Here is a 25,899-nt window from a genome sequence, read left to right as displayed (position 1 = left end):
GATTAAATCATATACATTATACCGGATCCGTGACACTAATGTGTTTATATATAATGGATAAATGATTAATTATTTCCTAAGATACACATAATTACCATTTTAATTATGTTGGAGAAATGTGATATTAAAGCCGAACTGTTTGGCTGGAGCCTTAGTTTATAAAAAGAAAAAGGCGGCCTGAAAATAAATTCAAAACCGCCAGTGGAATTCGCATGCTTGTTGTAAAACTCCAAATTATATTTTGTTTGTTCCAAAAGTCCTCCACACAATCTAAGACTTCACTCGCAGGTAATATAGTCGCTTCTGCAATGCTTTTCCCTGTTTTGTTCAAATAATGCTTAACCAAATGATAGCCGCAAGCATAGCCTGCGCAGTAAGGTAAACCAACAGGAGCGTAATTTTGCAAAGCAGCCATTTCATCGCCATACAAATAGGCATTGAGGTTTTCAAGCCCTTGAACATTTAAACCATCGTGAATGATTGGCTTAATATACTCATTTAAGATATCCGACCAGTTAAAGACCGGGCTGCCCTCCTGCGCGCCCGCTGCATAACCATATAAAACCGAAGAATCAAACCGATAGAAATCTTTGTTCACACCTCCGTACAGACATGCTGTTGCGCCCAGATAGATTTTGTCTTTACTCCAATCCCGGCTCTTCATGTCCACTGTCAGCAGGTCATAGTTCATACGGTCCGGGGAAGTTGCACAAATACCAATCTGTCCCCCGGCAGTCGTTGTGGTTGTCATAAGATTTCCCTCATAGTCGAGAGAAAATAAGAAACTGCCGTTATTGTCGAACAGATAGACCAGCGTATTTCTGCCTTTAGCAGCCACACAGATATTTCCCTCTCTATCAATACTGAGGAACAAATCTCTTCCAACTGCCGATATGACTGAGGTGTCCATCACACCTGCCAGGTCAACCGACTGAACCAGTGAACCGCTGTTGTCAAATTTCCTTAAACTATAGACGCCGGCCTGTTCCAGGCAAACCGCCCAGATACTGTTGTCCGGGGCAAAGCCAAAATCCAGAAGCGAAACCGAGGCGTCCAGCTCCAGATTCTGTTTCAAAAACTTACCGTCATCAATGTTCATTGCTGCCAGATAGGACGTGCCATCTTCCTCCAGACAGCACATATAGGCCATATCATCTTTGAGCAGAAGTCTTTCAATTCCTGTCACTGAGTCCGGAATATCAAAAAAGTCTGCAACATAGGAAGAATCCGGCTGCATGGCATCCATGCGGTTCCCACAGGCTGTTATGGTAAAAATCAGTTGTTCCCAGTATTGTAAAAATCCGTCTTAACTTCTTTCTCACAGCCACCTCCATACTCTAAAATTACCTCCTTTCATATAAAAATTGCCTGCTCTATCAGGCAGTTTAACTTCTCCATATGATAGCGTTTCCAGAGCTGCCCCGGTACGTCTACACCTGTGCTTTCACCAGCCGGAATCTGTCCAGAGAAACGGACCTCCGGTTCCAAGCCGAGGTAAACTTCCGGCTTGTCAAATGTGTTAAACATTGTTATATCCCTCCTGTACTCTTAGGGTGTATTCCATACGTTTCTTTGAAAGCCCGTGTAAAATTCGCGTGGCTTGTAATGTCATAGTCCAGGGCAACGTCAAGTATTCTCTGTTCGGTATTACCCAGATTTTCAATCACCTTTGCCAGGCGGCGGAGCTTCACATATTCCTGAACCGGTTTCTTTACCAGCCGCTTGAATAAACGTTGAAAATAGAAAGGGGACAGGCCGGCGATATTTGCCAGTTCTTCCGTATAAATTTCTCAATACGCTTTTCCAGGAAATCACACTGTGCTATACTAAACATGATATCACTTTTTCAATGCCTGTTTGATAATTTCCCCGCCAATCTCTTTCACCCGGTTCGAGTTTCATAATCCTGATTCCCATATAAAACCTTATGAAGCGCCGTGACGTTGGCCTCCATTGTTTTAGGGATCACACACCCCCACTTCCCAGATTTTCAAGAGTGACCGTCTTATGTACAGCAGAAAAGCCCTCGGAAGCCGCAATACTATAGCTCCCGGCATTCTTTCCCAGCTCCTAATAATCCTCCATGTCTATGCTGTTTGCAACCTGGGGCAACACAGTCTCCAGAAGGCGGTTAATTGTTAGCAATTCTGCCTGCTTCAGTTTCTCCGAATACCGCGAATAGGCAGTTTCTTGCTGTAATCGGGACAGAATCAGGCCATAATTTATATGCGCATCATAACACATTGCTTTATGTGCAGCTTTTCCCATAGTGCCCTTTTTTAATTAAATCAGTCATTGCATTCAACCGCTGTCTTACACAGACGTCTATGTGGATAGGCTGGAAAACATACGCTTCCTCGACTTTGGATTTTATTTATCAATTTTAACGTCTGAATATCATCTAAAACAGGCGGGCCCGGTCAATGTCCGGTACCCGCCTTGTTCTATTTTAATTTGACCGTGGACATGGACGTCTATTCCATCTTCCGTCTTCAAATCCTACCGTATACCCATCGTTAAAACCCTCTCTGTATGCCCAGCGTCTTTCATTCGCACAAGGATCCCAATTGTCGCCCCAATTACCGCCCCAATTGTTTCCTCCACCAGTACTGCACCACCATGGACAGCAGCAACAGCAACCGCAACCGCAGCTATTACTATTACTATTACTATTACTATTACCACAGCATCTGCAACAGCATCTGCAACAACATCTACAACAACATCTACAGCAACACATTCTTTACTCCTCCTTTTAATATAGGTTTGTACTATACTATATGGGACGAATAGACAAGGTGTTACTTCTTAATATCATTTATATTATAAGCAATCTTAATTCGACCTTTTTCGTCATAATGTATCGTTTTTTTCGCCTTGTTTTCTCTTGGACCTCCATTTTTTGCCATATAAGGTTACTATTGCGATAATATTTCAGGAGGGATTAGTAGGAAATACGAAAGAGAAACCAGTAATCTGCTTCGATGCCTTGGGAGCAATAATTCCTATAAGGGATTCCGCTATACATCCTACGGAGTCGGTCTAGACATTCATGATCCAGAATTACTAACCTACATATCGAAAGGGCTGTATGTAGAGATATCCAGCAAATTTCATACATCCATTTACCATATCGTGAACCAATTCAAACGGACATGTAAATTCACTGCGAATTTTCAAAATGCTCACCACCTTTTTAATGTATTATATAATCGTCTGATTCCCCGCCTGTTCTATCAGGTCGATTGAAATGATAGATGTATTAAAATCGCTAAGATGCTGTGACAGAGATTTTGGATGATGCTGATGGGATTTCAATAATGAAAGCAGTGCGTCCATTACTGCTTTCAGCCCTTATCTGTCCGCCATGCAGTACAATAATATTTTTTGCAATAGCGAGCCCCAGGCCGGAGCCTCCTGTTTCGCTTAATCTCGCATTGCTTAAACGGCAGAATTTATCAAAAATCACATTGAGCTTATCCTCCGGAATTTCCCCATCATTTTCAAATCGAATCACAGTCCATGCTGAAAGCTCTATGGCTGAGACTTTGATAACGCTGTTTTCCGCACTATAAGAAATGGCATTTTTCAGGATATTATTAAACACTCTGGCCAGCTTATCAGAGTCTCCATATACAGATATGTCCTCATCCACATGATTCTCTATGATTTTTCCGCATGCATTCAACTGTGGATACAACTCATCTGAAATCTGAGCAATCATATAGAAAAGATCAACCTTTGCCTTATGAAGCGGAAGAGATTCGGAATGGCTGCGGGTAATCTCAAAAAACTCATTCACCAGGGTCCTGAGCCGGTTCGCCTTTTCCCATGCAGTATGGATATATTTTGCTTTCTCCTCATCGGGCATATCCGGTGTTTCATCTAAAAGGCTGAGATATCCTATTACTGAAGTCAGTGGGGTTTTGATATCATGGGCCAGATATACTACCAAATCATTCTTCTGCTGCTCTGCCCTCTTAGCCTTATCCGCCCTTTCTGCAAGTGTCCGCTTTACATCAGCCAGTTTATGCTCCACACTCTCCAGTTCCGGAGACAGGGAAATCGCTGTCCTTTCTTCCATAAGCTTGTCAATCCCTGTAACTACCTCATCGAAATATCTTTTATATGTGTCCAACAGCATGTGGAACAACAAAAAAACAAATATGATTATGACTAACGCAAGAATAAACTGCATATTGACAGTCACTAGCTTGAAATATAACAAATCAGCTTCCATCTCACTGATTGAAAGACTACGTGCAAACCACCTAACAATCGCATCTGCCAAGTGTCCACGTGTCAGCATCCGCAGTCCAAAGACTGCAGCAACTGCTCCCACTGTAATCCATAATCCTCGGATAAACGTAATACGGCCGAGTTTTGAATAATTGTACTTTGCTTTTTTAAATTTCACCAATTTTATATCCTACCCCCCAAACCGTTTTTATATATCTGGGATTTTCCCCGGTATCCTTCATCTTCTCACGTAGATGGCGGATGTGTACGGTAATTGTATTGTTACTCTTGGTATAATATTCTTCCTGCCAGACTTCATGGAATAATTCTTCGGCACTGACAACACTGCACCTGCGCTCTAAAAGAATCCTTAATATGGAAAATTCCGTTGGAGTCAGTGACAGCGCCTTTCCATTAAGCCGGCATTCATACGTCTTAATGTTCATTGTCAATCCGGCATATTTAAAGATTTCATTCGCTGCCGGAACCACTGCTCCCACATTGTATTTCTTGTAACGGCGAAGCTGGGCCTTTACCCTTGCTACAAGCTCAAGAGGCAGAAACGGTTTTGTAATATAATCATCTGCACCAAGCGTGAGCCCGGTAATTTTATCCGTCTCTCCATCCTTTGCCGTAAGCATGATTACCGGATATGTGTACTCCTTACTTCGTATGGACTGACATATCGAAAGTCCACTGATATCCGGAAGCATGATATCCAATATAGCCAAATCAAAGTCTGTACTCCCAATACAGACAAGGACTTCCTCCCCTGAATAAAACTTGTATACATCCATATTTTCATTTTGAAGATATACTTCAATCAAATCCGCAATTTCTTTCTCATCATCAACAATAAGTATTTTTTCAACCAAAGCATGACACTCCTTTCAGATTAAATCAAATACATTATACCGGATCCATAACACTAATGTGTTTATATATAATGGATAAATGATTAATTATTTCCTAAGATACACACAATTTCCATTTTATCTATGTTGGAGAAATCTGATATTCAGGTTCCCAAACTGTTGGCTGGAGCCTTAGTTTATAAAAAGAAAAAAGCTACCTGAAAATCAATTCAAAACCTCCTGTGGAATTCGCATGCTAGCTGTAAAACTCCAAATTATATTTTGTTTGTTCCAAAAGTCCTCCACACAATCTAAGACTTCACTCGCAGGTAATATAGTCGCCAAATAATGCTTATCCAAAATTTCTTTTTAGACGTAAAAAACGCTCCATCCGATATATATCATATCAAAATGAAGCGAATTTTTCTTTGCGGATAATATATGATTTTTAACGCAATTTCTTACGATTATCCTGCGAGTTTTACTTTTAAGTCACCTCCGCAAAGTTGCCCCGATATAATAGTTTATTAGCGATTACAGCAATAGACTTTAATTGCTTCACCAAAAAATTCCGCAACATTCCATGTGGCAAATCTATTGATATACTCGACAAATCGTTCATCTGTTTGATAGAGTTCGCCCAGATACATCAGCATAGCATCCGAACAGGGATAGAAGTTTTCAGATATATACTCCTGCCACTCTGCAACAATGGATTGAATGGCAGGTAAAGCAGGTGTTTCCGCCTTATATTCCGCCAGTCGTTCAAAGACATTTTGTGAATATATAAAAAAATCATTCCACTTCCGATTTCTCTCTTTTTCGGCTCTGGCTGAAAAAAAAGAAGAAAACTCTTGATACTCATGGGTGCTGCCCCAACGTTCGATAACTTCATTCCTATATTTTTCTTGTAGAGCAGAAACTTCTGCATTTGAGAATGCTGTAAAAGAGTAATCACTTTTTCCGGCCAAAGTATCGTTGACTAAGCAAATAAGTTCCTCAATTTTCTTTTTTCTAAGATTGAGAAGTTCTAAATGTCTTTCTAACGCTTCTCGTCTATTATATACGGGCGCTGACAATAATGCCTTGATCTCTTTTAGAGAAAACCCCACTTCACGGTAAAATAGAATTTGTTGTAACTTCTCTAAATCATTTTCAGAATATAAACGATATTTTGTCTTATCTGCTTTGGTAGGTTCCAGCAGACCGATTTCATCATAGTAATGCAAAGCACGTATCGTAATGCCGGTCAGCTTTGCAACCTCGTGAATCATCATTTTTTTAGGATTCATCCCAAAATCCCTCCACTTCTTTCAGTATTTCATCAGCAGGTATCTTGGTAGCCTCAATGATAGATTTTCCTGTTTTTTTCAGATAGTATTTTATCATATGATAGCCACAAGCATATCCGGCACAATAGGGTAGACCAACAGGAAAATAATTTTGCATTTTTGCCATTTCATCACCATACAGATATGCTGTCAGGTTATCTAAACCCTGTACATCAAGACCTCCCCTAATGATAGGCTTGATATATCCATTCAAAGTTTCCAAATCTGTCTTACTTACCCACGACCCTACATTTTCCTCACCATATAGGTAAGTAGCAAAGTTTTCAGCAAGTCCCTCACTTATCATCATTTCAGCAAGAGTAATGTCATTGTACCATTTAATAAACTGGAAACGGACATTATGATTTGTTTCATGTGCCAACGCTACGGGAAGTCTGCTCTTAGTGTGTTCAGATGGAACAAGCCATGTAAAAATGTAGCCAGGAATCCCTCCATCTCCACAGTAATTATCATTCATTAGCATATAAGGTTTCTCTGGATCAGCCAGCAAAATGATATAGAGATATTCTTTTATCGGCAACTCAATTTCTGCATCAGTAAAACACTTTAAGGAGCGCTCGATAGACTTTTGACAGTTATCCCAAAATTGGTTATCGTCTAACAGTGTTATACTTTCGGACCATGTTTCATCAATTTTTTCCGGCAGAAGAAAGCCTAACATACCACTTGCCATAATAACATCATAGCCATTCGGTTGTGCAGCCTTCATTGGCACATTGTAGCAGGCCCATTTCTTTTCAAAAGGCTTCATCATTTCATAGCGATAAATATCATTCTTTTTAGAAACTGGCGCTTCCATGATTTTTCTGTAGATACCGTCAGAACGAACGGCCTGTACTTTTAGGTTACTCATATTTTGTACTTCCTTTCGATATTTTGTAACTTCATTCTACGGTATGACGGAACGTCAAAGTCAATAGTTTTTGAATTATTTCTTTTCTACATCCGTTTGCCAGTTTATCCGCACCTTTCGGAATTAACCGTACCCGGCTAAGGTGAACCACACCATCGATCCAGCTCTTTACACATAGTTTCTGCACCCGGTGCTTGTATTACTCCCATTTCTTTGCAGTTTCTTACATTGTCATTGCGTTCCTTTACAAACAAAAAGCGCCACTGAAAATATGTGGCGCTTTTTCAAATACATTATCTCTTTTTCTTGTGTAACTTTAAGTCAATATTTTTCGTTGCCGCTGCATCCTGCAGTAATCCAGCAACAAAAGCGCTTTTTTCTTTGAGCGTCAGTGTTTCCATATCAGGTTTACGATCAATTTCTCTAAGTACCGTTTGCAGCTCTTGCAGTTCCAGCAGGTTTACGGCTACACAAAAGAATAATTGATTTTGTCGGTTAAATCCTTTCATGGAGCCTCCTTAAACAGCCTACCTGCAAACGGTTAGGATAAGCTATAATAATACTTGACCTAACACAGTAGGAAATTTGAAAATCTAAAACTCATATCTTGTACCATGCGAGAGCAACAGGCCATCTGATAATTCCACTTGCAAAATGATGGTATTTTCATCGTTAAAATCAGTATGGCCGTTATCAATCCATTCAGCAAATACTTTTTTTAGCTTCTCTGCAATCACACAATTCTCTTTTTTCCCGAAATAACCCAGACTGACGCCATTCCCGTGTGCTGTAAACCACTCGCCGGCGATTGCAACAACAGGGTTATTTTTTATATGCTTCATTTTATTTGAGAGTGCATGGGTAATGACATAAAATGCCCCATTTTCGTAATAGGCATTGACGTATCGCACATAAGGCGTTGTATTTTCCGTTGTTGCTAATGATATAATTGTATCTTTCCCGAAACGCTCAATCATGACCTGTTCTGCTTCTTGACTAAATTCTTTCATTGAATTATTCTCCTTTTAAAATACACTTTTCAACTCTGATCAAATTCCAGATAAACCGGAAGCTATATTGTTATCGAAAATGTTTCAGTACCATTGCTGAGTAATTATCATATTGCTGAAACCCATATCGTTCATAAAACGCAATCATTTTAGGATCAGACGGCATAATTTTGACATAAAGGAGGTTTTCAAAGCAACTCATAATCTTTTTCATCAATTCATCGCCAATATGATGCCCCTGATATGCAGGGTCTACCAGAAGATAATGTAGAAATGCAACTGTTTCGCCATCATCAAGTGCCCGTACCAGTCCAATCAGTTTGTTATCATCCCATGCTGAAATTACATGTGAAGAATTTAGCATTGCCCCAACAAGTTTATCCGGGTAATTCCCGGACTCCCATCCCACGGACAAAAACAGTCTTTGCAGTTCTTTCTCTGTAAAAATATGGGTGTCTTTATACTCAATTTTCATACCACAATCTCTCAATATTTCTTATTTAATTTTCTGCTACTCCTTGACCAAGTTTGACTTAATGAAAGACTTTACTTGTTCAAATACATTATCAGTATCTTTGATGCCTAACATAGGAATATTCAAGTTTTCCGCCTTTATTCGATTGCTAAGTTCGCTCATAAAAATACCTTTACCGCTTATCTCTTTGTTAAAATCTGATGTGGTTTCAACACCGCAGTTCGGCGAGCGATTTGCACCAATAATCCCGATTATCTCAAAGCCGTAGGCATTGTATTCTGTTATTTGTTTCATCACATAGTCAACTTGAGCCATTAGCATTTTGTAAGATTTCGCTTTTTGCATTTCCTTACGAATGCGGGTATTTTCAATGACAACGGGAACATCTGCCCCATCGTTATTTCCTCTATTAAGCCCTAAACAGCAAAGTTCTGGACATGGCATTTGGACAATGCCAATATCAGCATCAAGAAGAATTTTTATTACATCCTTAAAAGCTGCTGGAAAAACGGCTGTCCCGTCAGATATTGAATTTTGATTTAATATACAATGCGCTATAAAAATAACTTTTTTGCTTCGACCGTCCTCAAACATAAATTTTCCTCTTTTTAAGCCCAAATTTGTTTTGTCGTGTTACTCAGCAAGCTGTGTTAATGTATCGCCTGCAATGCGATAGACTGTCCAATCAGACATGGCCTCTGCTCCAAGAGACAGATAAAAGTCAATGCTGGGTTTGTTCCAGTCAAGACACCACCATTCAAGCCGTCCGCAGCCACGTTCCACAGCGATAGATGCCAGTTTTTTCAGAATAGCTTTTCCGTAACCTTTCCCGCGGCATTCCGGCTTGACATACAGATCCTCCAAGTAAATACCGGCTCGTCCTAAGAACGTAGAAAAATTGTGGAAACCGGATTACCCGCTGCCCCCAGCTATGTTCGATCACTTCTCCCAGATATTCGATGTCCGGGTACTGTTTCAACTTGTTCAGGAAAGTGTCAAAGTCCTGTTCCTCAAAGACGATTTCCGTGTTGTTGGATTTTTTTAGTACCTTTTCTTTCGGCAGATTCATAAACCAGTCAAAATCCTGCTGCAATGCCAGGCCGCAGGTAAATGCGATGTTTCTTCCGTAGTCCCGAAATACCTCCAATCCGAACAAATCCTCATAAAATTTTCTTGCAGCATTAATGTTAGCCACCGATATAAGCATACACGTCTACTTCATAAAATTATTCCTTTCAGTTTTGCTTTTCTCAATCCTTTTATTGTTGTTCGGCTCTGGCAAATAATGATTACATTTTCTCATTGCTTTTTCTTATCGCTTATTCTTGTGCAGTTTCAGATCAATCCCTCTAAATCAGGTCTGCCCTCAATTTCCCTAAGTACGGCTCGCAGCTTTTGTAAATCCAAAATATTTACTGCTATACAAAAGAGTGTCTTTTTCCGTCCAGCATTATAGCCGGACAGGAGCATGTTCAGTATCCTGGCCTTTCCAAATCAGCCTCTTACTGGCGGTACCTAATAATGGTATCGAAGTCGTCAATATGATTGTATTTTTCAGAGGGGTATACACTGCACTAAAAGCAGTATTCTACTCCGCCATGCTCCATGCTGCTTCTTGCAATTTTGCAAGCCTGGTTTCCTTCACCGCCGCAGCAAGGACAGTTTTTATCCAAAAACATGGGACAACGTCCACAATTTAATACACAGAGGGACAAGAGTTGATTCTGTCGTTTAAATCCTTTCATGATACCGCCTTCATTATTTTACCAGCATCCAATCCAGCTGAAGTGAATTAATACTTGCCCCAACAGACTTATTTCCTCTAACATTATATTGGGTCTGTAGGATAATTGTATTATTTAATGCTAAAGAATTTATTAATCATTTCCTAAGGTGCAGATAGTATGCGTTTTCCCGCTATCAGAGGACTCTTCGTCCGGAACCACATCCTCCGCAGGCCGCCAGGCCTGTCCAAACTTCACATCACGGAACAGGGCCGCCAGGCCGGTAATCTGCCTAAGCCTCAAAATCTCATCCCGGTCCATACCCAGGTGTTTGGAAATCCATGCATCAGAACGTCCTAACTCGTACAGTTCCTTAATGATATTACTCATTAGGTCCACATCATGTGTTCCACGGGCGCGGTTATGACGGATGGTGCTGGCCATACGGCCGGACAGCGGCTTATCTATTATCGAAACCGGCATCATTCCCTTCTCACGCTCATAAATATCCGGGTAATCCCGCATCACCCGCCAGCGGTGAAAGCCATCTACAATCACATACTTATCATTGCTTTTTACATGATAACAGACAATCGGCATCGTATAACCGTCCTCCTTGATGCTGTCGTACAACAACCGCATTTCCGGCGGGGCCACGTTGTTCGGGTTATATGTATTGGGTACAATCTTTTCAAATGGTACTGCAATGATATTGTATACCGGGCTTCTGAATTCCTTATTTGCCATCTATCATCCCTCCGTACTTGCATCTGATAATATCCACGCGTTTTTGTTCCTGCCGCGTAAGCCCAAATCCCATAAACCGACAGGTATGGTCATTTTTTAAAATACAATAGCACATCCGTTTCCAGCTTGGTATATCTTTCGTGCTTTTGATATTATCGGTATGATCGGGAATCGGCCCAAGAAAAATAATACGAGAATTTTTATTGATTGTATAATTAGATATACCATTTCTCCGAATGTGATATCCCTTCTCCAAAAGCTCACGGATTGTTTCCTCTGGCAGCCCACCTCCGGTCTCATGCCAGAAATGGATGGAGGTATTAAACTTTTTCGCATAATTATTCCGCAGACGAGCAGGCAATGTATCCAGCAAAAAATGAGTATAAGATTTCCATGTATGACCTTCCGGTAACGCAATACTGCGGTACCCCATCGCTTTTGTCTTTCCATAAATCGCACCAAAATTTGCTCCGCGCACCCGCCCCACCAGTTTCGTCCATATTTCCGGGTCGATGACCCGGTACAGATTCAAAGCATCTTTGGAGTAATCATTAAAAGGCGATGCTACCCGCATCTGGTCTATTTTTAATCCTGCCTTATAATACAGATCATATAAATTGTTGTAATCATAATTGAAGCGATAATTCGCACACCATACGTCAGAATTTGACCAGTCGTATAAAGGTGAGGCACACCATACGTCTTTAAACTGCCTGGAAATCCAGCACTCATTTTGATAACCGTATTTCTTATTGATAAAACTACTGTACCGCTGCAAAGATTCATCCGCCCGCATACCAAGCAGGCAGACCGTCCTGCCGTTACCATGCTTCTCCTTGTAGAATCGCCCAAACTGCTTTGCTAAGTCTTCCTGATGCATCTGGTAACGATAGTGGGTAAAAGGCTTTGCCAGATTAATGACATAGGGATACTCCGGTATCGGGCGCACCCATATATCCTGTTTGGTATCATCCCAAGGATACCAATACATCTCATAACTACTCAGTGCTGTCCTAGTAGCCATAGGAAGGCAGACCCAATAAAGGTCTATACCTGATCCATTTTCCAGTCGCTTAAAAGTGCGGGTAATATAATCCGTAGTTACAGTATACTGTGCCTCAAAATCCTGATGAAATACGCCAATCACACGGTCTGAAGCATACTTATTCCGGTAATCCAGCAGCAAATTCAAAAGAACACCGCTATCCTTGCCGCCGCTGAATGAGATATAAATATTTTTAAATTCCTGAAATAAAAGAGCAAATCTCTTCTGCAATGCATCGAATACATTCATATTAATGTATTCTTTTTTCATGTCTCTTATAAACTCCTTATCTTTCATGTATAAAACGTACAATAGCGTTTATTTGGCAGTCGAATATCCTTCTAACATTTCCAGACTATAACTGCCACTATCATTTTGTCTAGTCACATTTATTATGTACTTTACTAAAATAATAAATATGGAGAACAGAAAAATTCAACATAATATATACTCAAATTGGCTTAGAGTTTTTTCTTTATACGCATATGGGTTGCTTTGTGTATCTGTTAACGTGAAAAAGGGGATAGAAGAAAATTTGCTGTACGGAATGCCAATGCATAATGAAAAAATAATATTCTATAAAGAGATTCTAGTGAAGGATGCATCTATTTATGTTAAAATAACGGAGCAGCATCTGCTGCTCTGCAAAAAAATAAGAGTAGGAAATTCACATTCCCTATTCTTATTTTTACTCTTAATTGTACTAGTTATAATGGATATAGCTAATCAATCATATCTTTAGCCATTGCCACCATTTCATCTTTTGAAACATTCTTATTGATGTCCATAAGGCTGTAGCAAACATCCCCATTAATCCAAGACAGAGAATTAGCCTGAGCCATACCATAATACATATCTATTTCCCCATGTTTTATAACAATAGTATCTTTTGAAAGAGATTGCCCTGATGCCGGTTCGGCAGACAAGGAAACCGATTTGGTGGTATTATTGTCCTTTTTTAAATATTGGAAGTCTATACCTTTATGTTTGTTGATTTGAGCGCCATTTGTATCCAAATCAAATAATTCTGTTATATGACCACTATTAAACTGATAACCGCCTGCTAGGGTTTCTGGGGCCTTAGGCCTGAATCCCACATCTTTTTGCAGAGTATCTGCATCCGGGAGCGTGGTATATTGAGCTTCTTCGGAATTGGAAACACTGACCATCGACGACTGGGATGCAAAACAGGGTACTGTATTCATCAGACAAATTCCTGTCATTAATAATATTGCAATCTTTCTTTTCACGACTCATAACTCCTTTCTTAAATGAGGTTATTTAATGTTTTACAAATACGATAATAGCAAATACTTCTCTAAAAAACATCTAAGGATATATTTGGAAATTTATATCAACCCATTACCAGCTGTTTTTATTAACACACTGCTGCAGCCTGTATTCCTGCGATTGCTCCATCAGCAACTGCTGTAGCTACCTGTCTTACCTTTTTTACACAGATATCTCCCGCAGCAAAAACTCCGGGAATTTCTGTCTGCATCAATTCATCCACTGGAATATATCCGTTATCTAACTTCAATTCCGTATATATCTGAGTGTTCGGAACAATACCTGCATATACAAATACTCCGCACTCTGCATCCTTTATGATCTGTTTTTTCCCTGTTTTGTTGTCCGTAAATTCAAGCTCCTCAGCTCTTTCGTTACCATATACTGCTGTGAGACTTGAATGCGGCATAATTTCAATATTATGGTATGCAGCAACTTTATCTTTAAATTCTTGTATGCATACAAGTTCATCTTCCACGCATACAATTGTGACCTTTCCCGCAATTCCAGCCAGGTAAACGGCTTCCTTGACTGCGCCATCAGCTCCACCAATGATATAGATTTTTTTCCCCTTATAATCAAGACCGTCCTTTGTTGCATTTAATCTGATACCTTTCAGTCTTTCTCCTGGAATTCCTAACATACGGCCAGAGCCACCATTCGCAAGAATTACTGTTTTACATTCATAACTTTCTTTATCTGTAACGATTTTCTTAATATTACCTATGAGTTTTGTCTCTGTCACATTTTCATAGCGAATCTCTACACCGGCACTAAGTGCTTGCTCTTTCATACGTTCAGCAAATGTCTTACCAGATTCTTCTTTCATGATTGCAGTATAATGCGTAACTGTTGAGACAGTTCCAATCAAACCGCCAACCTGATTCTTTTCCAACATCAGAATCCTTTTTCCTCTGCTTTTTCCATAAATAGCTGCACTGATACCGGCTGGTCCAGCTCCAATAATAATTATATCATACATTTGAATATCCTCCTGTTGCTTATACGAAAATATTGCCTTATTTATATAGCTATCCCACTGATTCTACAATCTTATTTAAGTTTTATTCGTTTCAGAGATCCTTGATTGATAGCATATGCAATATACTATATTTTACCCTTTATGAACATTATATTCATAATATTTGTGACAGATATTTCTACAATCACCAGCAAAATAAAGAAAACTTTTAATGTGATAGCTACTCCAAATGTAATATGCGGTTATGCGGCAGGCAGGATTACAAAATACTTTTTAATGCTCTTGTCCCCATTACCATGGCATTGTCAAAATACCCCTGTTCAATTAATACACTCCCATTAATTGTTCCACAAAAACCGAGCAAATGCTGCCGATAACTATTACTGCCTCGGATAGTAGATGAAATGTAGGAAGTAGTACGATAAGATCAAGTATTAATAGAGGAATGGATTTCAGCGCCAAAATAATCGGCTGCAGGCTTTTATTCAAGATTGGGTGAAGCCCAATCAGTACACCAAGGACTATACCGCTTATCAAAGCTTAAAAATATCCTAGGATTAATAACTTCATGAAGCTGATAAAACAGCTTCTTTTCTTCTCATTGTAGATATATTACTTCCGTCTACCTTTTAATATTTCTTTTTTTATATACAATGATCTCCGCATTGGATCCATCCGCATCATATTCACTAACTATCAGAACGCTCTCATCCGCTGCTATCCCATAGTATCTGCTACTATCTTTTTTGCTAAGCTGGTTACCTAAATATATCTTGTCATCATCTAACATTTTCACTGCCTGACCGCTCGAAAACGTATATGTAAGATTGATATATGATCCCTTGCACGCATTAAGCCCAGTAATTTCTTCCATATCTTCAATGCCAAGCATACAGAATTCTGCAATCATCTGTTCTTTAAGCCTGCATTTTTCATTGTGGCATTTCCCGCAATGCTCATATCCATTACTTAGACAGCATGCCGCCAGCACACACCCGCCATGAAAAGGATGTCCCTCTGTCGCAGCACAACCATAGCATGTTTCTTTTAATTCACATTTCATACAATCAATCCCACAAATTGAATTTCTCGTAGATTTCCTCCATAAAAAAATCTTTTTTGTTACATTGTTAGCGCAAGTAATGGGTGCAGCTCCCCTTTTCGTTCCATCTTGATCAACTCTTCATCCGTCACCCATTTTACATCTACAACCTCTGTTTCCTGAAGTGTGATATCTGAAATATCGACATCTTTATAAAATACCCACACATCATACAAATCCCTCGTTTGTTCCCGACAAATCCGGGAAATCCTCTGCCCATCTTTCGGATTCAGAATAATCCCCAATTCTTCATTTACTTCCCGGAGAGCTCCACCCAAACTGTCTTCCCCCGAAAGCCCCCCAGACTGTCCGAAAACCCTATTTGAGGCATAGTAATAGCCCCCTTTCCTCACTGTGCGCCATTAAAAACTGGTTCTATACTGAATGTTGGGGTGTGCTGAAAAGTACACTTCCAACATTCTTTTCGTTGTAATAAAATACATCTATAAGAAGCCTCCTAAACGCATTATCCCGACCAAAGTTTAATGTTACGGAGGTGACCCCTTATAGATGTACCCTAATTATACCAAGGCTTTCCTTAACTTGGAAGGTGTTTTTATTGAATCATCACCATTTCCTGGGGATACCACGATATCGCCGCCATTGTCTGCTTTTTCTGTAATAGCCTCTACAACTGTGAACTGTCCTTCCTGAAGCTCCTTAATACTTCCTTCCAGATTCGGATTGCTGTCTTCCCATTTCTCGAAAGTGTTTTCTGTAAATGATTCTAGAGTGGAGGCCTTCTCTTCCGAAGGTGTTTCACCTGACTCCTCTGGTTGCTGTGTCGGAGCAGTTTCAACTGCATCTATCTGTTCGAGTTTTTTGCCTCCACAGGCACACACCACAAGGCTCATGACACACAGAATACTTGCCATAAGAAACAGCTTTCTTATTCTCTTTTTCATTTGATTCTCCTCTCATTTGTAAAATCGCTGCAGATTATAGTTAAATTTTACAGATTTTCCTCTAAAAATCCTCTAAGGCACCTTAAGTCAGAAACCTTTTCAGTAAACGGGACACTTCCACGATATCAATAGGTTTTGCTATATGAGCATTCATACCGAACTCCAAGCAACGTTGTATGTCATCAGAAAAAGCATCTGCGCTCATAGCTATAATTGGAATCGACAGGGCATCAGGGTGATTCAGTCCCCGAATCGCTTTTGTGGCTTCATATCCTGTCATATGCGGCATTCGTATGTCCATAAGTATGGCATCATAATAACCTTCTGATGATTTTCCAAATTTATCCAGACATATCTGTCCATCTTCTGCCCACTCCAGTTCTACTCCCAAATCAGATAACAATTCTCTTGCAACCTCCCAGTTAAGCTCATTATCTTCAGCGAGTAGAATACGTCGTCCGGATAGATCAATATTTTGATCCAATGTCTGGTCATTTTCTGTTTCAATGTCCATATACTTACACAAAGCATGATACAGCGTAGATTTAAAAAGCGGCTTGGAAATAAAACCATCAATACCTGCTTCACGGGCCTCCGCTTCAAATTCACTCCAGTCATATGCAGAAATCAGCAGAATCGGTACTCCATCCCCTAAATTACGCCTGATTTCTTTTGCAACCTGAATCCCATTCATGCCAGGCAATTTCCAATCCAATAGAATGATTTGATAATCATCTCTCTTTTTATGGTGTTGGTTTACCAGTTCTATCGCCTTTTCTCCGCTTAATGTCCATTCGGCTTTTATTCCGATAGATTTTAGCGCGTCCGTGGCTGTCTCACATAATAATTCGTCATCATCAACCACGAGCATATTCCAGGATGGAAGAACCATATCCATATCCATTACAACCGCTTTCTCAAAATCAAACGTGAGAAGAAATTCGGTACCTACACCAAGCTCACTTTGTATATCTATGGTTCCTTCCATTGCATCCACAATATGCTTAGTTATCGCCATTCCCAAACCGGCACCCTCTGTTTTATGTATTCTGGCTCCATCCGCCCGACTATAGGATTCATATATTTTTTCCAGATATTCTGGCGACATGCCAATTCCATTATCTTTAACAGTGATATGAATTCGAACATAGTTTTCTCCCTTTGGAGAATTTTCTTCTGAGAGGAACAATCGTATGGAACCGCCCTCCAGTGTATATTTAGTTGCGTTAGATAAAAGGTTTAATAAAACCTGATTCAAACGAACACCATCGCACCAAACATTCTCAGTTAAGATATTTTCTACATGTATGTCAAAGGATTGCTTTTTTGATTTTATTTGTGGCTGTACAATGCTAACAATCCCTTCTATAACCTCTTTTAAAGAAATCTGCTCTGTTGTTAAAGTCAATTTTCCACTTTCAATTTTGGACATATCTAAAACATCATTAATCAACCCTAATAGGTGTTTACTAGATAATGTAATTTTTCTAAGACAATTCTGTAGTTGTTCTCGGTCATCTATGTGGGCTGTGGCAATCGCAGCCATGCCTACAATTGCATTCATGGGTGTACGGATATCATGGCTCATATTTGCTAAAAATTCACTTTTGGCTTTGTTCGCTTCAAGAGCTCCCTGCCGTGCCTTCTCCAATTCATGCATCTGAGAACGAATTATAAAGAAATACCGAATAAAAATCAATGATAGAAAAATCAAGATAGAAGCACAGGACAATCCTACCATAAACATGCGCAGTTTTCCCAGAGCGTCCACATTTTTGCTCAATATACTATAAGGCATTACCGATACTAAATACCACTCGGAACAGGGTAATGGTTTACCATATATTTGAAGTGTTTCACCATTCACTTCAAATGTTGTACCATATTCGTCATGATTCTTTAGTGCAGCACCAAATTTTTTAATAGAATTTTCTACAGATAGCTCATTTGCTGTAGCATTAAGCTGCTTTTGTAGTTGTTCAAAGAAATACCACAACTCAGTGTTGTCGTTCTGTATTACAAAACTACCGTCTGGCCTGATAATATGATAATATATCAGCTGCTCTTCCTTCTCTAAGGAAAGGAAATCAATGATGTACCCCAGTGGGACGGCCGCTACCAGTCCAGTGCTCATACTTCCATCCTGCATAGGGTAATCAGTGGCATCAACGCCAAACAATACCACTATATTTCCGGCAGAATCACTACCTAAAGCGACTCTTTGTTCTCCTCGTACTAATGCTTCTACAAAGGGCTCTGGGTTCAGTGGTTGTATTGATTGTCCATAAAGAGTCTGAAAATCTCCCTCAGTAGAACAAAGTGCTAAATAGTCAAAGTTCCTGACCTTCGTCCTGTAAACAAGTTCCTCATATAACTTTGCTTTATCGTTATTATCTGCTGAGACAACAGAAACAATGCCGCTGACCTGATCAAAACGTAATTGAATGACAGTTTGAAAGTGTCTGGACATTTGTTCGTTCATTCCAGACATATAAATCTGACCAATTTCATTAATAGCCTTGTTGCTTTTTCGGCTCATATAAATTCCGAGCATACTGAAAACCATAATACTAAAGACAATGAGCCCAATAAAACTGCCTATTAGAAAATGTGTTACAGAATGCTTTTTTTTACTGTTTCCCATTGATGTTATTCCTCCTTAGAATTCTTAAAATTTTTAATAACATTGATTATTTCATGGTAATCCTTTGATAATTTTGGCATCATTTCGACAGCCGTATTCCAATCGTTTTCTTTTAATGCTTTTGTTACCAAACTACTACTTTCAAACAGTCTGGTAAAAGAAAGGTTCTGACAAATTCCTTTGAGTGTATGAACAGCTCTAAGAGCCTCGGCATAGTCTTTATTTCCCATAGACGCTTCAAACAAGAAAAAACTTTTATCGTCTAGGAACTTATATACAAATTTCTGAATGGTTTGTTCACGACGCAGTCTACCCACAACTTCATCAAAATCACCGCCAAATTTCATATAACAATCTTTTAGATTCATAATTATTATTCCTCCTTTTTTGTAATAACTTCTCGGAATCTTCAGTCCTGATTTTATAAGGCTTTCAGACACCTATCTAAAAAATCACCCGTTTTTTTGCAAAAAATGCTTGACAAATCGCTCAAAATTTGCAGCAAAGCCGATTGATTATATTTTATTTCAATCGACTGGAGGCAATTTTTTTATTGCCTACAAATTTTTAGATCTAATTCTCATCTTCATATACTCTACTTCCTCTCTCGATTTCTATTTTGGGATAATCACGATTATAATCTAATAATTAGCTTAGCAAAGAGCATACTGAAAAACCGGAACTCCATTAACAATTTTCATGCTGGAACATTTTCTTATATTCTTTTTTCTGTTCGTACATCATCGCATCTGCCTGTTCCAGTAGTTTCATAACGTCATTCTCATTATGCTCCTCTTGCACTTCAATAATTCCGCAGCAAAAATTCTTCGGATATTCCTTAGAATGATCACTGTGAAATACCTCTTTCATCTGCCGTATCTTTTTCTCCCCTGTTGCATACTTGCAACCTCTGAGTATGATACAAAACTCATCCCCTCCAATACGGGCGAAAATATCTCCAGTTCGAATATGACTCTTTACAATTTCAACAAAATTACGAATATAGTAATCGCCCTCCGAATGTCCATACGTATCATTGATATATTTCAAGTTATCCAGGTCGCAATAACAGAGTGTAAACTTCTCATTTGCTGCCAGTAATTCACTCATTTTATCCAAAAAGAACTGTCTGTTTCCAATCTGAGTCAAAGCATCCTGATTCGCCTTAACTTCCAACTCATTATTACAAAGTTTCAGTTTATATGAATACTCTTTTTCCTTCTTTACTTTCTCCAAAGCAGCTTCCAATTTGTTTCTGGTAATAGATATCCGGTAAAGCATCAGGCAAAGAGTCAGAATAATAAGTCCAGCCAGACTCAATACTGCTGTCATATGTGCGTTGACAAAATCACTGAACGTTACAACTTTATTCACATAAGAGTTTTCCGCCAATACTACACCATTCAATCTGTCGGAAGATAAAGTAATTCCTTTATTCAGAATAGCGGCCGCCACCCTGTTGTCTTTTGTTGTCGCCAGACATATCTCTGCCAGCGCTGGTGTATCCGAAAACTGAAGTGATTCCATTGCTGGGTACTTCCTTAACACATTCAGACGCACAGAGGTAACAAGTGTACTGTCTGCTTTCCCAGATGCAACTGCATTCAGGCATCCCTCTATCCCATCACACAACAATATCTCCGCTTCTGGATACAATATGCGAAGAACCTCTTCATGAAACAGACTTTCGTTCGCGACCGCAATTGTTGCACAGTTTATATTAAAATCAAGCTGCTTATAAATAGTAACCGGTATTGTAGAAAAAAACGCATTTGTCAAAACATAATTTTCCAGCTCTGCCAAATAGAAATCACCGTATAAGGGACCGATTACATCTACTTCTCCCTTTTCCAACGCTTCCTTATACTGCCTGCTCGTCTTATAGCATTTTGTTTCCACCAGGATTCCAAATTTCTCCTCCAGCATATCAGCTATCGTTTTCATAACACCGCCCATTTCCCCATCCTCTAATTGTGTGGAATAAGGAAGGTTATCGTCAAGATATCCGATTCTAAGTGTATTTTCATGATCAGCCAGCCATTCGTCCTCTTTATTACTTAACACCTGAGTGTTTGTCATCTGTTTATAATACCGGCTGACCAGCAGATTGTTGTAATCAAGCTCTGAACTCTGAATCTCATACAATGCTTCATTTAATTCTGCCAAAATATCAGGCCGGGTCTTGGAGACGGCAAAATAGTAATCACTGAATCCAATATTGATAATGGGCAGATAATCATAACTGCTGGAAAGATCAGGGGTGGCAATAGCATCCAACTCCCCGGCGTCCAGCGCAGACATCAAGGCGTCATAACCGTCAAACTTTACGACTTCTGCCTGGATATGATTGTTCTCCATCCAGTCCATCAACAAACCTTCCTGAAAGCTCCCAACCGTTACACCAATTTTACACCCGTTCATCTGCTGAATGTTTCCACTAATCAGTTTCATATGTTTTTTCGTTGTATACAGCAGGTAAGTGTCTTTTCCCTGTGGGTAGGAGGCGAAATCAAATAATTCCGCACGCTCTGGTTTATAGGATACGTTGCCAAACAGATCAATATCTCCATTTACCAGCATTTCATAGCATTCTTTGAAGGAACCATAGACATACTCATACTTCCAGCCGGTAATATATGATATCTTCTGAAGATACTCATAACCATATCCACGTTTATATTCGCCCTCTCCGCCTTCTTCATAGGCTGCCACATTTACGTAACCGACTCGGACTGTCTTCTGTTCCTTTCCTGTCTCTGCTGCAAATACAGTCATCGGACAAACCGAAGCCAAAAACAACACGAAACAAAAAATTAGTGTTCCTATCCTTTCTTTTATTCGTAAAATGTGTGTTATTCTAATATCCATTTCTTTTCCTCCCTTCTGTATTTCTTGTGAAAACTTATAAAAGACTTAAGCAATGTATCTCCCATATCATATCCATACGTATCATTGACCTTTTTTAATTATCCAGATCAAAAGGGCACACAGACAGAGGATAATCATCCTTACAAATGGAATTCATGACAAGCTGAAACTCCGTCGATTTAGGACTCCTGCCAGATAGTCACGGTTTGCCCCATTTTTATTCCAAAAACATCTGCCCGATTATCCGGAAGCGATATACTCATAAGAATCGCAGAAATACCTTCACAACCATATTTTAACACTTATAGGATATCTTCCTTACGCTGGCCTTTTAGTAATTCTTCAAATTCCGTAATAGGCATTGGCTTTGCGAAAAAATATCCCTGCGCATAATCACACCCCAGAGACTGTAATCGTTCCATTTGTTCCCTTGTTTCTATCCCCTCTGCCACTATGGTCAGATTCATTCTATGAGCCATGCTAATGATATCATTCAGAATGCTTTTCTCCATTGATTTCGTCATTTCGTTCTTGACGAGTTTCATATCCAGTTTTAAAATATCCAATGACATTTGGCTCAGCAAATTTAAAGAAGAATATCCGCTTCCAAAATCGTCCATCTCAATAGTGAAACCTAACTTTCGCAATTCCTCTATTGTATTAACTATCCGATTCCCACACTCTGCATAGGCACTCTCCGTAATCTCCAAATGGAGATATTGCGGATCAATATCATATTTTTTTATAAGTCCGCTAAAAATGTCTACCAAAGACCCCTGAAAGATATCGTTTCTTGATACATTTACCGACATCGGAAGAAGCAGATACCCTTTCTCTTTCCACTCTTGAAGTTTTGCACACACGTTCTCCCATACAAATTGATCCAGACTGGAAATAAAACCATTCTTCTCAAACAATGGAATAAACTCTCCAGGGAACATAAATCCCCATTCCGGATGTATCCACCGTACCAAAGCTTCCGCACCGACTATCCGGTTATTATTCAAACTGTATTTTGGCTGAAGATAAACAATAAACTCCCCCTCTTCCAGCGCTGTCACCATGGCATCCGTAATCGCCTTTTCCCGCAGCAATTTTTCGCGAAAGGAATCATCGTAAACAGCGATGCTTTGATTATACATTCCTTTTACACGATCCACGACCCAAAGTGCCCTGTCACACATTTGCTCAACAGGAATGGAGGAATCCATAATCTCATAAATACCGAGTTTTACAGAAATGTTTTCCGTCAACGATGAACGTTTGCTCTCCCTGCTTTTTACAAAATATTCCCGTCCAATTGTTTCCCGTTCCTTGTCAAGAAGACATAGAAAACGGTCTGCACTATATCGACAACAGATAGCATCCTCTCCTACTCTTTCCTTGAAAATTTCAGCTCCCTCTCTCAGAATCTTATCTCCTGCTTCCCGTCCAAAGGTATCATTATACCATTTGAAATCCTCAAAATTTGAACATAAAATTGTATATTCCTTTTCAGGATTTGCCTCAAGACATTCCCTGACTTTCTGATAAAAGAACTCTTTTGTATAAAGTCCGGTAAGCCGGTCATATCGGAGCTGGTTTATCATGGCTGCAGTCTCACGCAGTTTGATGAAATTTGCTACCCTGTGGAGAATTACCTGAGGGCGATAAGGCTTTGGTACAAAATCTGTTGCACCATGAGCAAGAGCATTTACTTCATCCGCTTCACTGTCTCCCTGAGTTGTCACAATGACTGGAATCAATGCTAGTTCTGCATCCGTCTTAATCGTGTCCAAAAAAGTATATCCATCCATAACGGGCATCATAATATCCAAAAGAATTAAATGGATATCATCTCTATTTTGCTCCAGAATATCCAATGCATCTTTTCCGTTTTCCGCTTCTAAAACTTTATAGCTGTCTGACAATATCTCGCTTAACATAGCTCTGTTGAGTTCATTATCTTCTACAATTAATATCTGTTTTTGTGTCATATTTATAATCCACCTTTCTGCGAAAGGCACCAATGCATCATGAAACATTTTAGCTAACTTTCGCTTTTTTATTTCCTATTCTGATTTCCTTCTGATACAATTCTTTTATAAGACTGACATACTACAGAACACGTGGAGATGAGTGGCGGGGCTGTATAGCGGCGACCTCGCATTTTTATATGTTGTCGGTCATCCGTTGAGGCATCAACGATTGGCGCATTCCCGTAGCCCGTAAACTTATCGCTTCCAAAGTCGACTCGATTTTGCCGGCTAACCAGTCACTGTCAATCTTATAACTATAATGTTTCAGAAGGTTATTTTATTGTCGTTTAAAATCCTAAAAAACAACTGCTGTGGACTTGATATCCACAAAACTTGGATCTTTGCCTGTATCGGTATTACCGATTTCAACAATCGTACAAAATATAAGCAGGCTCGCTTTTCTTCCTTTACCAAAGGATTGCAAGAGTTGTGTGACTGGCTTGCCAAGTATCACTGTAATGATGTTTGCATTCTAAAACTGAACGAAGAACAGCTTGCTGCATTTACTGCTGATTTTATAACCAGACTGCCGCAATATCTGCAAAATGCACTTGATTCGCGGGCAGCTAGAGCATAAATTGCTATTTTGTTAGCTGAAATATTGAATTTTCAACGAATCATGAAGGGTTATCACAGCCCATAATGAAAATAGGGTATTGGCTCCGCTACTTTTCTTATACTTGCTTTTGCCGTAGAATCGGATTAGGCAGGATAAAGTTTGACCGTACATTGGTGGATTTGCACCCATTTGTTCAACGTAAACGCTTTACCCTTGAACACAGCATATTGTGGCACTCTTTATGGTTAGCACGCGTAGCAAAGTCCGTATTATCTCGGGTAAATCTCCTGCCATCTTTGGAAAGGAGCTTGTACTTATGAAAGACCTGTTAGAAATTTCCTGCGGCCTTGACGTTCACAAAGATAAGATTGTTGCTTGTATCTTATCCGGCCCCATCGGCAAAACCACTGTCTCTGAAATTCGTGAATTTACCACTCTTATCCCTGATATGGCTGCTCTACGCGACTGGATTGTTTCCTGTAACTGCCACCATGTCGCTATGGAAAGCACTGGCATTTACTGGCAGCCTATTTATGAAATCCTTGAAGATGCTTATTCTGATGATATCACTCTGCTTGTTGTTAATGCCAGACACATGAAAAACGTTCCGGGTAAGAAAACTGATATGCGTGATTCGGAATGGATTGCTACTCTTTTACGCGCAGGACTTTTCAATGGCAGTTTCATTCCGGATAAGCAGATCCGTGAATTTCGGTATCTGAACCGGTATCGCAAGAGTATCATCCGTGATATCACTTCCCAGAAAAACCGGGGCGAAAAATTCCTTCAAAGTTCCATTTTCCGTTTATCCACTTTTATTTCAGAAATATTTGGTGCCTCCGGCAGAAACATCATTCGTCATCTGAGCCAGCATGGCTGTATCTATAGGGAATCTCTCGATTCCTGTCTGAAAACCAAACCCCGCAATCACATCAATGAAATTCTTGTGGCTGTGAACGGAACTCTTTCCAAAATCCAGCAGGATTTTCTGGAAATGCTAATGGATCATTATGACTCCCTCAAATCACATATGGCAGAAATTGAAACCGCATTAGAACAAGCAATGGCACCTCTATCACCAAAGGCAATCCTTATATAAAAAGTATGCTTTGTGAGATTGCCTGGGTCATTGCTGGAAAACGTAATACCTATCTTTCTGCATGGTACTGGAGAATCAAGCAAAAGAAAGGGGCTAAAAAAGCCATAGTTGCGCTCGCACGCAAACTTCTGGT

General features: G+C 39.6%; 24 protein-coding genes and 3 pseudogenes. 3 read left to right on the top strand and 24 right to left on the bottom strand.

Going from position 1 to position 25,899, the window contains the following annotated elements:
• Nucleotides 1-151: 151 nt before the first annotated feature.
• The 3 genes and pseudogenes from NE473_RS20490 to NE473_RS20480 all read right to left on the bottom strand — a co-directional run bounded on the left by NE473_RS20490 (nt 152) and on the right by NE473_RS20480 (nt 2,685).
• Nucleotides 152-1,099, bottom strand: a complete 948-nt coding sequence (locus NE473_RS20490) for a DUF2268 domain-containing putative Zn-dependent protease (protein WP_256265374.1) — start codon at nt 1,097-1,099, stop codon at nt 152-154.
• Between the two features lie 290 nt (nt 1,100-1,389).
• Nucleotides 1,390-1,790 (bottom strand): annotated as a pseudogene (locus NE473_RS20485) (helix-turn-helix domain-containing protein); the annotation flags it as partial.
• A gap of 709 nt (nt 1,791-2,499) precedes the next feature.
• Nucleotides 2,500-2,685, bottom strand: coding sequence for a hypothetical protein (locus NE473_RS20480; RefSeq protein ID WP_038269767.1), 186 nt, complete (start codon nt 2,683-2,685; stop codon nt 2,500-2,502).
• Nucleotides 2,686-2,943: 258 nt separating this feature from the next.
• Between NE473_RS20480 and NE473_RS33175 the strand changes: the two are divergent.
• A pseudogene (locus NE473_RS33175) lies at nt 2,944-3,126 on the top strand (sporulation initiation factor Spo0A C-terminal domain-containing protein); the annotation flags it as partial.
• A 145-nt stretch (nt 3,127-3,271) separates the two neighbouring features.
• Here NE473_RS33175 and NE473_RS20470 read toward each other — a convergent pair.
• The 21 genes from NE473_RS20470 to NE473_RS20370 form a co-directional block, all read right to left on the bottom strand.
• Nucleotides 3,272-4,420, bottom strand: coding sequence for a sensor histidine kinase (locus NE473_RS20470; protein ID WP_002591356.1), 1,149 nt, complete (start codon nt 4,418-4,420; stop codon nt 3,272-3,274).
• Nucleotides 4,407-5,114, bottom strand: a complete 708-nt coding sequence (vanR, locus tag NE473_RS20465) for a VanR-ABDEGLN family response regulator transcription factor (RefSeq protein WP_002591355.1) — start codon at nt 5,112-5,114, stop codon at nt 4,407-4,409. Before vanR ends, NE473_RS20470 begins: the two co-directional genes overlap by 14 nt.
• A 506-nt stretch (nt 5,115-5,620) precedes the next feature.
• The gene (locus tag NE473_RS20460) at nt 5,621-6,385 is read right to left on the bottom strand and encodes a MerR family transcriptional regulator (protein ID WP_002591354.1); all 765 of its coding nucleotides are present in this window, start codon (nt 6,383-6,385) and stop codon (nt 5,621-5,623) included.
• Nucleotides 6,375-7,298, bottom strand: a complete 924-nt coding sequence (locus tag NE473_RS20455; protein WP_256265373.1) for a DUF2268 domain-containing putative Zn-dependent protease — start codon at nt 7,296-7,298, stop codon at nt 6,375-6,377. The genes NE473_RS20460 and NE473_RS20455 overlap by 11 nt, the downstream gene beginning before the upstream one ends.
• A 293-nt stretch (nt 7,299-7,591) precedes the next feature.
• Nucleotides 7,592-7,807: a hypothetical protein gene (locus NE473_RS20450; RefSeq protein ID WP_002591352.1), complete on the bottom strand. Its 216-nt coding sequence runs from the start codon at nt 7,805-7,807 to the stop codon at nt 7,592-7,594.
• An 84-nt stretch (nt 7,808-7,891) separates the two neighbouring features.
• Nucleotides 7,892-8,308, bottom strand: coding sequence for a pyridoxamine 5'-phosphate oxidase family protein (locus NE473_RS20445; protein ID WP_117566153.1), 417 nt, complete (start codon nt 8,306-8,308; stop codon nt 7,892-7,894).
• A 70-nt stretch (nt 8,309-8,378) separates the two neighbouring features.
• On the bottom strand, nt 8,379-8,783 hold the full coding sequence (locus NE473_RS20440; RefSeq protein ID WP_002591350.1) for a GNAT family N-acetyltransferase: 405 nt from the start codon (nt 8,781-8,783) through the stop codon (nt 8,379-8,381).
• A gap of 36 nt (nt 8,784-8,819) precedes the next feature.
• Nucleotides 8,820-9,377, bottom strand: coding sequence for a CD3072 family TudS-related putative desulfidase (locus tag NE473_RS20435; protein WP_002591349.1), 558 nt, complete (start codon nt 9,375-9,377; stop codon nt 8,820-8,822).
• A gap of 39 nt (nt 9,378-9,416) precedes the next feature.
• A complete protein-coding gene (locus tag NE473_RS20430; RefSeq protein ID WP_330592359.1) occupies nt 9,417-9,647 on the bottom strand; it encodes a GNAT family N-acetyltransferase in 231 nt (76 codons plus the stop codon).
• A complete protein-coding gene (locus tag NE473_RS33170; RefSeq protein WP_002591348.1) occupies nt 9,541-9,990 on the bottom strand; it encodes a VOC family protein in 450 nt (149 codons plus the stop codon). Before NE473_RS33170 ends, NE473_RS20430 begins: the two co-directional genes overlap by 107 nt.
• 670 nt (nt 9,991-10,660) lie before the next feature.
• Nucleotides 10,661-11,254, bottom strand: coding sequence for an IbrB-like domain-containing protein (locus NE473_RS20420; protein WP_002591346.1), 594 nt, complete (start codon nt 11,252-11,254; stop codon nt 10,661-10,663).
• Complete coding sequence (locus tag NE473_RS20415; RefSeq protein WP_155560802.1) at nt 11,244-12,569, bottom strand: phosphoadenosine phosphosulfate reductase; 1,326 nt, start codon at nt 12,567-12,569, stop codon at nt 11,244-11,246. Before NE473_RS20415 ends, NE473_RS20420 begins: the two co-directional genes overlap by 11 nt.
• Before the next feature lie 452 nt (nt 12,570-13,021).
• Nucleotides 13,022-13,549, bottom strand: a complete 528-nt coding sequence (locus NE473_RS20410) for a hypothetical protein (RefSeq protein ID WP_002591334.1) — start codon at nt 13,547-13,549, stop codon at nt 13,022-13,024.
• Nucleotides 13,550-13,677: 128 nt separating this feature from the next.
• Nucleotides 13,678-14,571 (bottom strand): NAD(P)/FAD-dependent oxidoreductase, encoded by an 894-nt coding sequence (locus NE473_RS20405; RefSeq protein ID WP_002591333.1) that lies wholly within the window; start codon nt 14,569-14,571, stop codon nt 13,678-13,680.
• Nucleotides 14,572-15,193: 622 nt separating this feature from the next.
• Nucleotides 15,194-15,634, bottom strand: a complete 441-nt coding sequence (locus NE473_RS20400; protein ID WP_002591332.1) for a DUF3795 domain-containing protein — start codon at nt 15,632-15,634, stop codon at nt 15,194-15,196.
• A gap of 59 nt (nt 15,635-15,693) precedes the next feature.
• A complete protein-coding gene (locus tag NE473_RS20395; protein ID WP_082245918.1) occupies nt 15,694-16,026 on the bottom strand; it encodes an NUDIX domain-containing protein in 333 nt (110 codons plus the stop codon).
• Nucleotides 16,027-16,194: 168 nt separating this feature from the next.
• The gene (locus tag NE473_RS20390; RefSeq protein WP_002591331.1) at nt 16,195-16,578 is read right to left on the bottom strand and encodes a hypothetical protein; all 384 of its coding nucleotides are present in this window, start codon (nt 16,576-16,578) and stop codon (nt 16,195-16,197) included.
• Between the two features lie 82 nt (nt 16,579-16,660).
• The gene (locus tag NE473_RS20385; protein ID WP_002591330.1) at nt 16,661-19,222 is read right to left on the bottom strand and encodes a hybrid sensor histidine kinase/response regulator; all 2,562 of its coding nucleotides are present in this window, start codon (nt 19,220-19,222) and stop codon (nt 16,661-16,663) included.
• Between the two features lie 5 nt (nt 19,223-19,227).
• On the bottom strand, nt 19,228-19,590 hold the full coding sequence (locus tag NE473_RS20380) for an Hpt domain-containing protein (protein ID WP_002591329.1): 363 nt from the start codon (nt 19,588-19,590) through the stop codon (nt 19,228-19,230).
• Between the two features lie 319 nt (nt 19,591-19,909).
• The gene (locus NE473_RS20375) at nt 19,910-22,090 is read right to left on the bottom strand and encodes a transporter substrate-binding domain-containing diguanylate cyclase (RefSeq protein ID WP_002591328.1); all 2,181 of its coding nucleotides are present in this window, start codon (nt 22,088-22,090) and stop codon (nt 19,910-19,912) included.
• Nucleotides 22,091-22,392: 302 nt separating this feature from the next.
• Nucleotides 22,393-24,066 (bottom strand): putative bifunctional diguanylate cyclase/phosphodiesterase, encoded by a 1,674-nt coding sequence (locus NE473_RS20370; protein ID WP_002591327.1) that lies wholly within the window; start codon nt 24,064-24,066, stop codon nt 22,393-22,395.
• Nucleotides 24,067-24,388: 322 nt separating this feature from the next.
• On the opposite strand from NE473_RS20370, the pseudogene NE473_RS33165 reads away from it, so the two are divergent.
• Nucleotides 24,389-24,580 (top strand): annotated as a pseudogene (locus tag NE473_RS33165) (IS110 family RNA-guided transposase); the annotation flags it as partial.
• Between the two features lie 403 nt (nt 24,581-24,983).
• Nucleotides 24,984-25,766 carry an IS110 family RNA-guided transposase gene (locus NE473_RS20360; protein ID WP_002591326.1) on the top strand — a complete coding sequence of 261 codons (783 nt, stop codon included), beginning with the start codon at nt 24,984-24,986 and terminating at the stop codon, nt 25,764-25,766.
• The last annotated feature ends 133 nt before the right edge of the window (nt 25,767-25,899 follow it).

The sequence above is a fragment of the Hungatella sp. SL.1.14 genome (assembly GCF_024460495.1).
Taxonomy (GTDB): domain Bacteria; phylum Bacillota; class Clostridia; order Lachnospirales; family Lachnospiraceae; genus Hungatella; species Hungatella hathewayi.
This window is presented reverse-complemented; position numbering and strand designations above follow the sequence as displayed.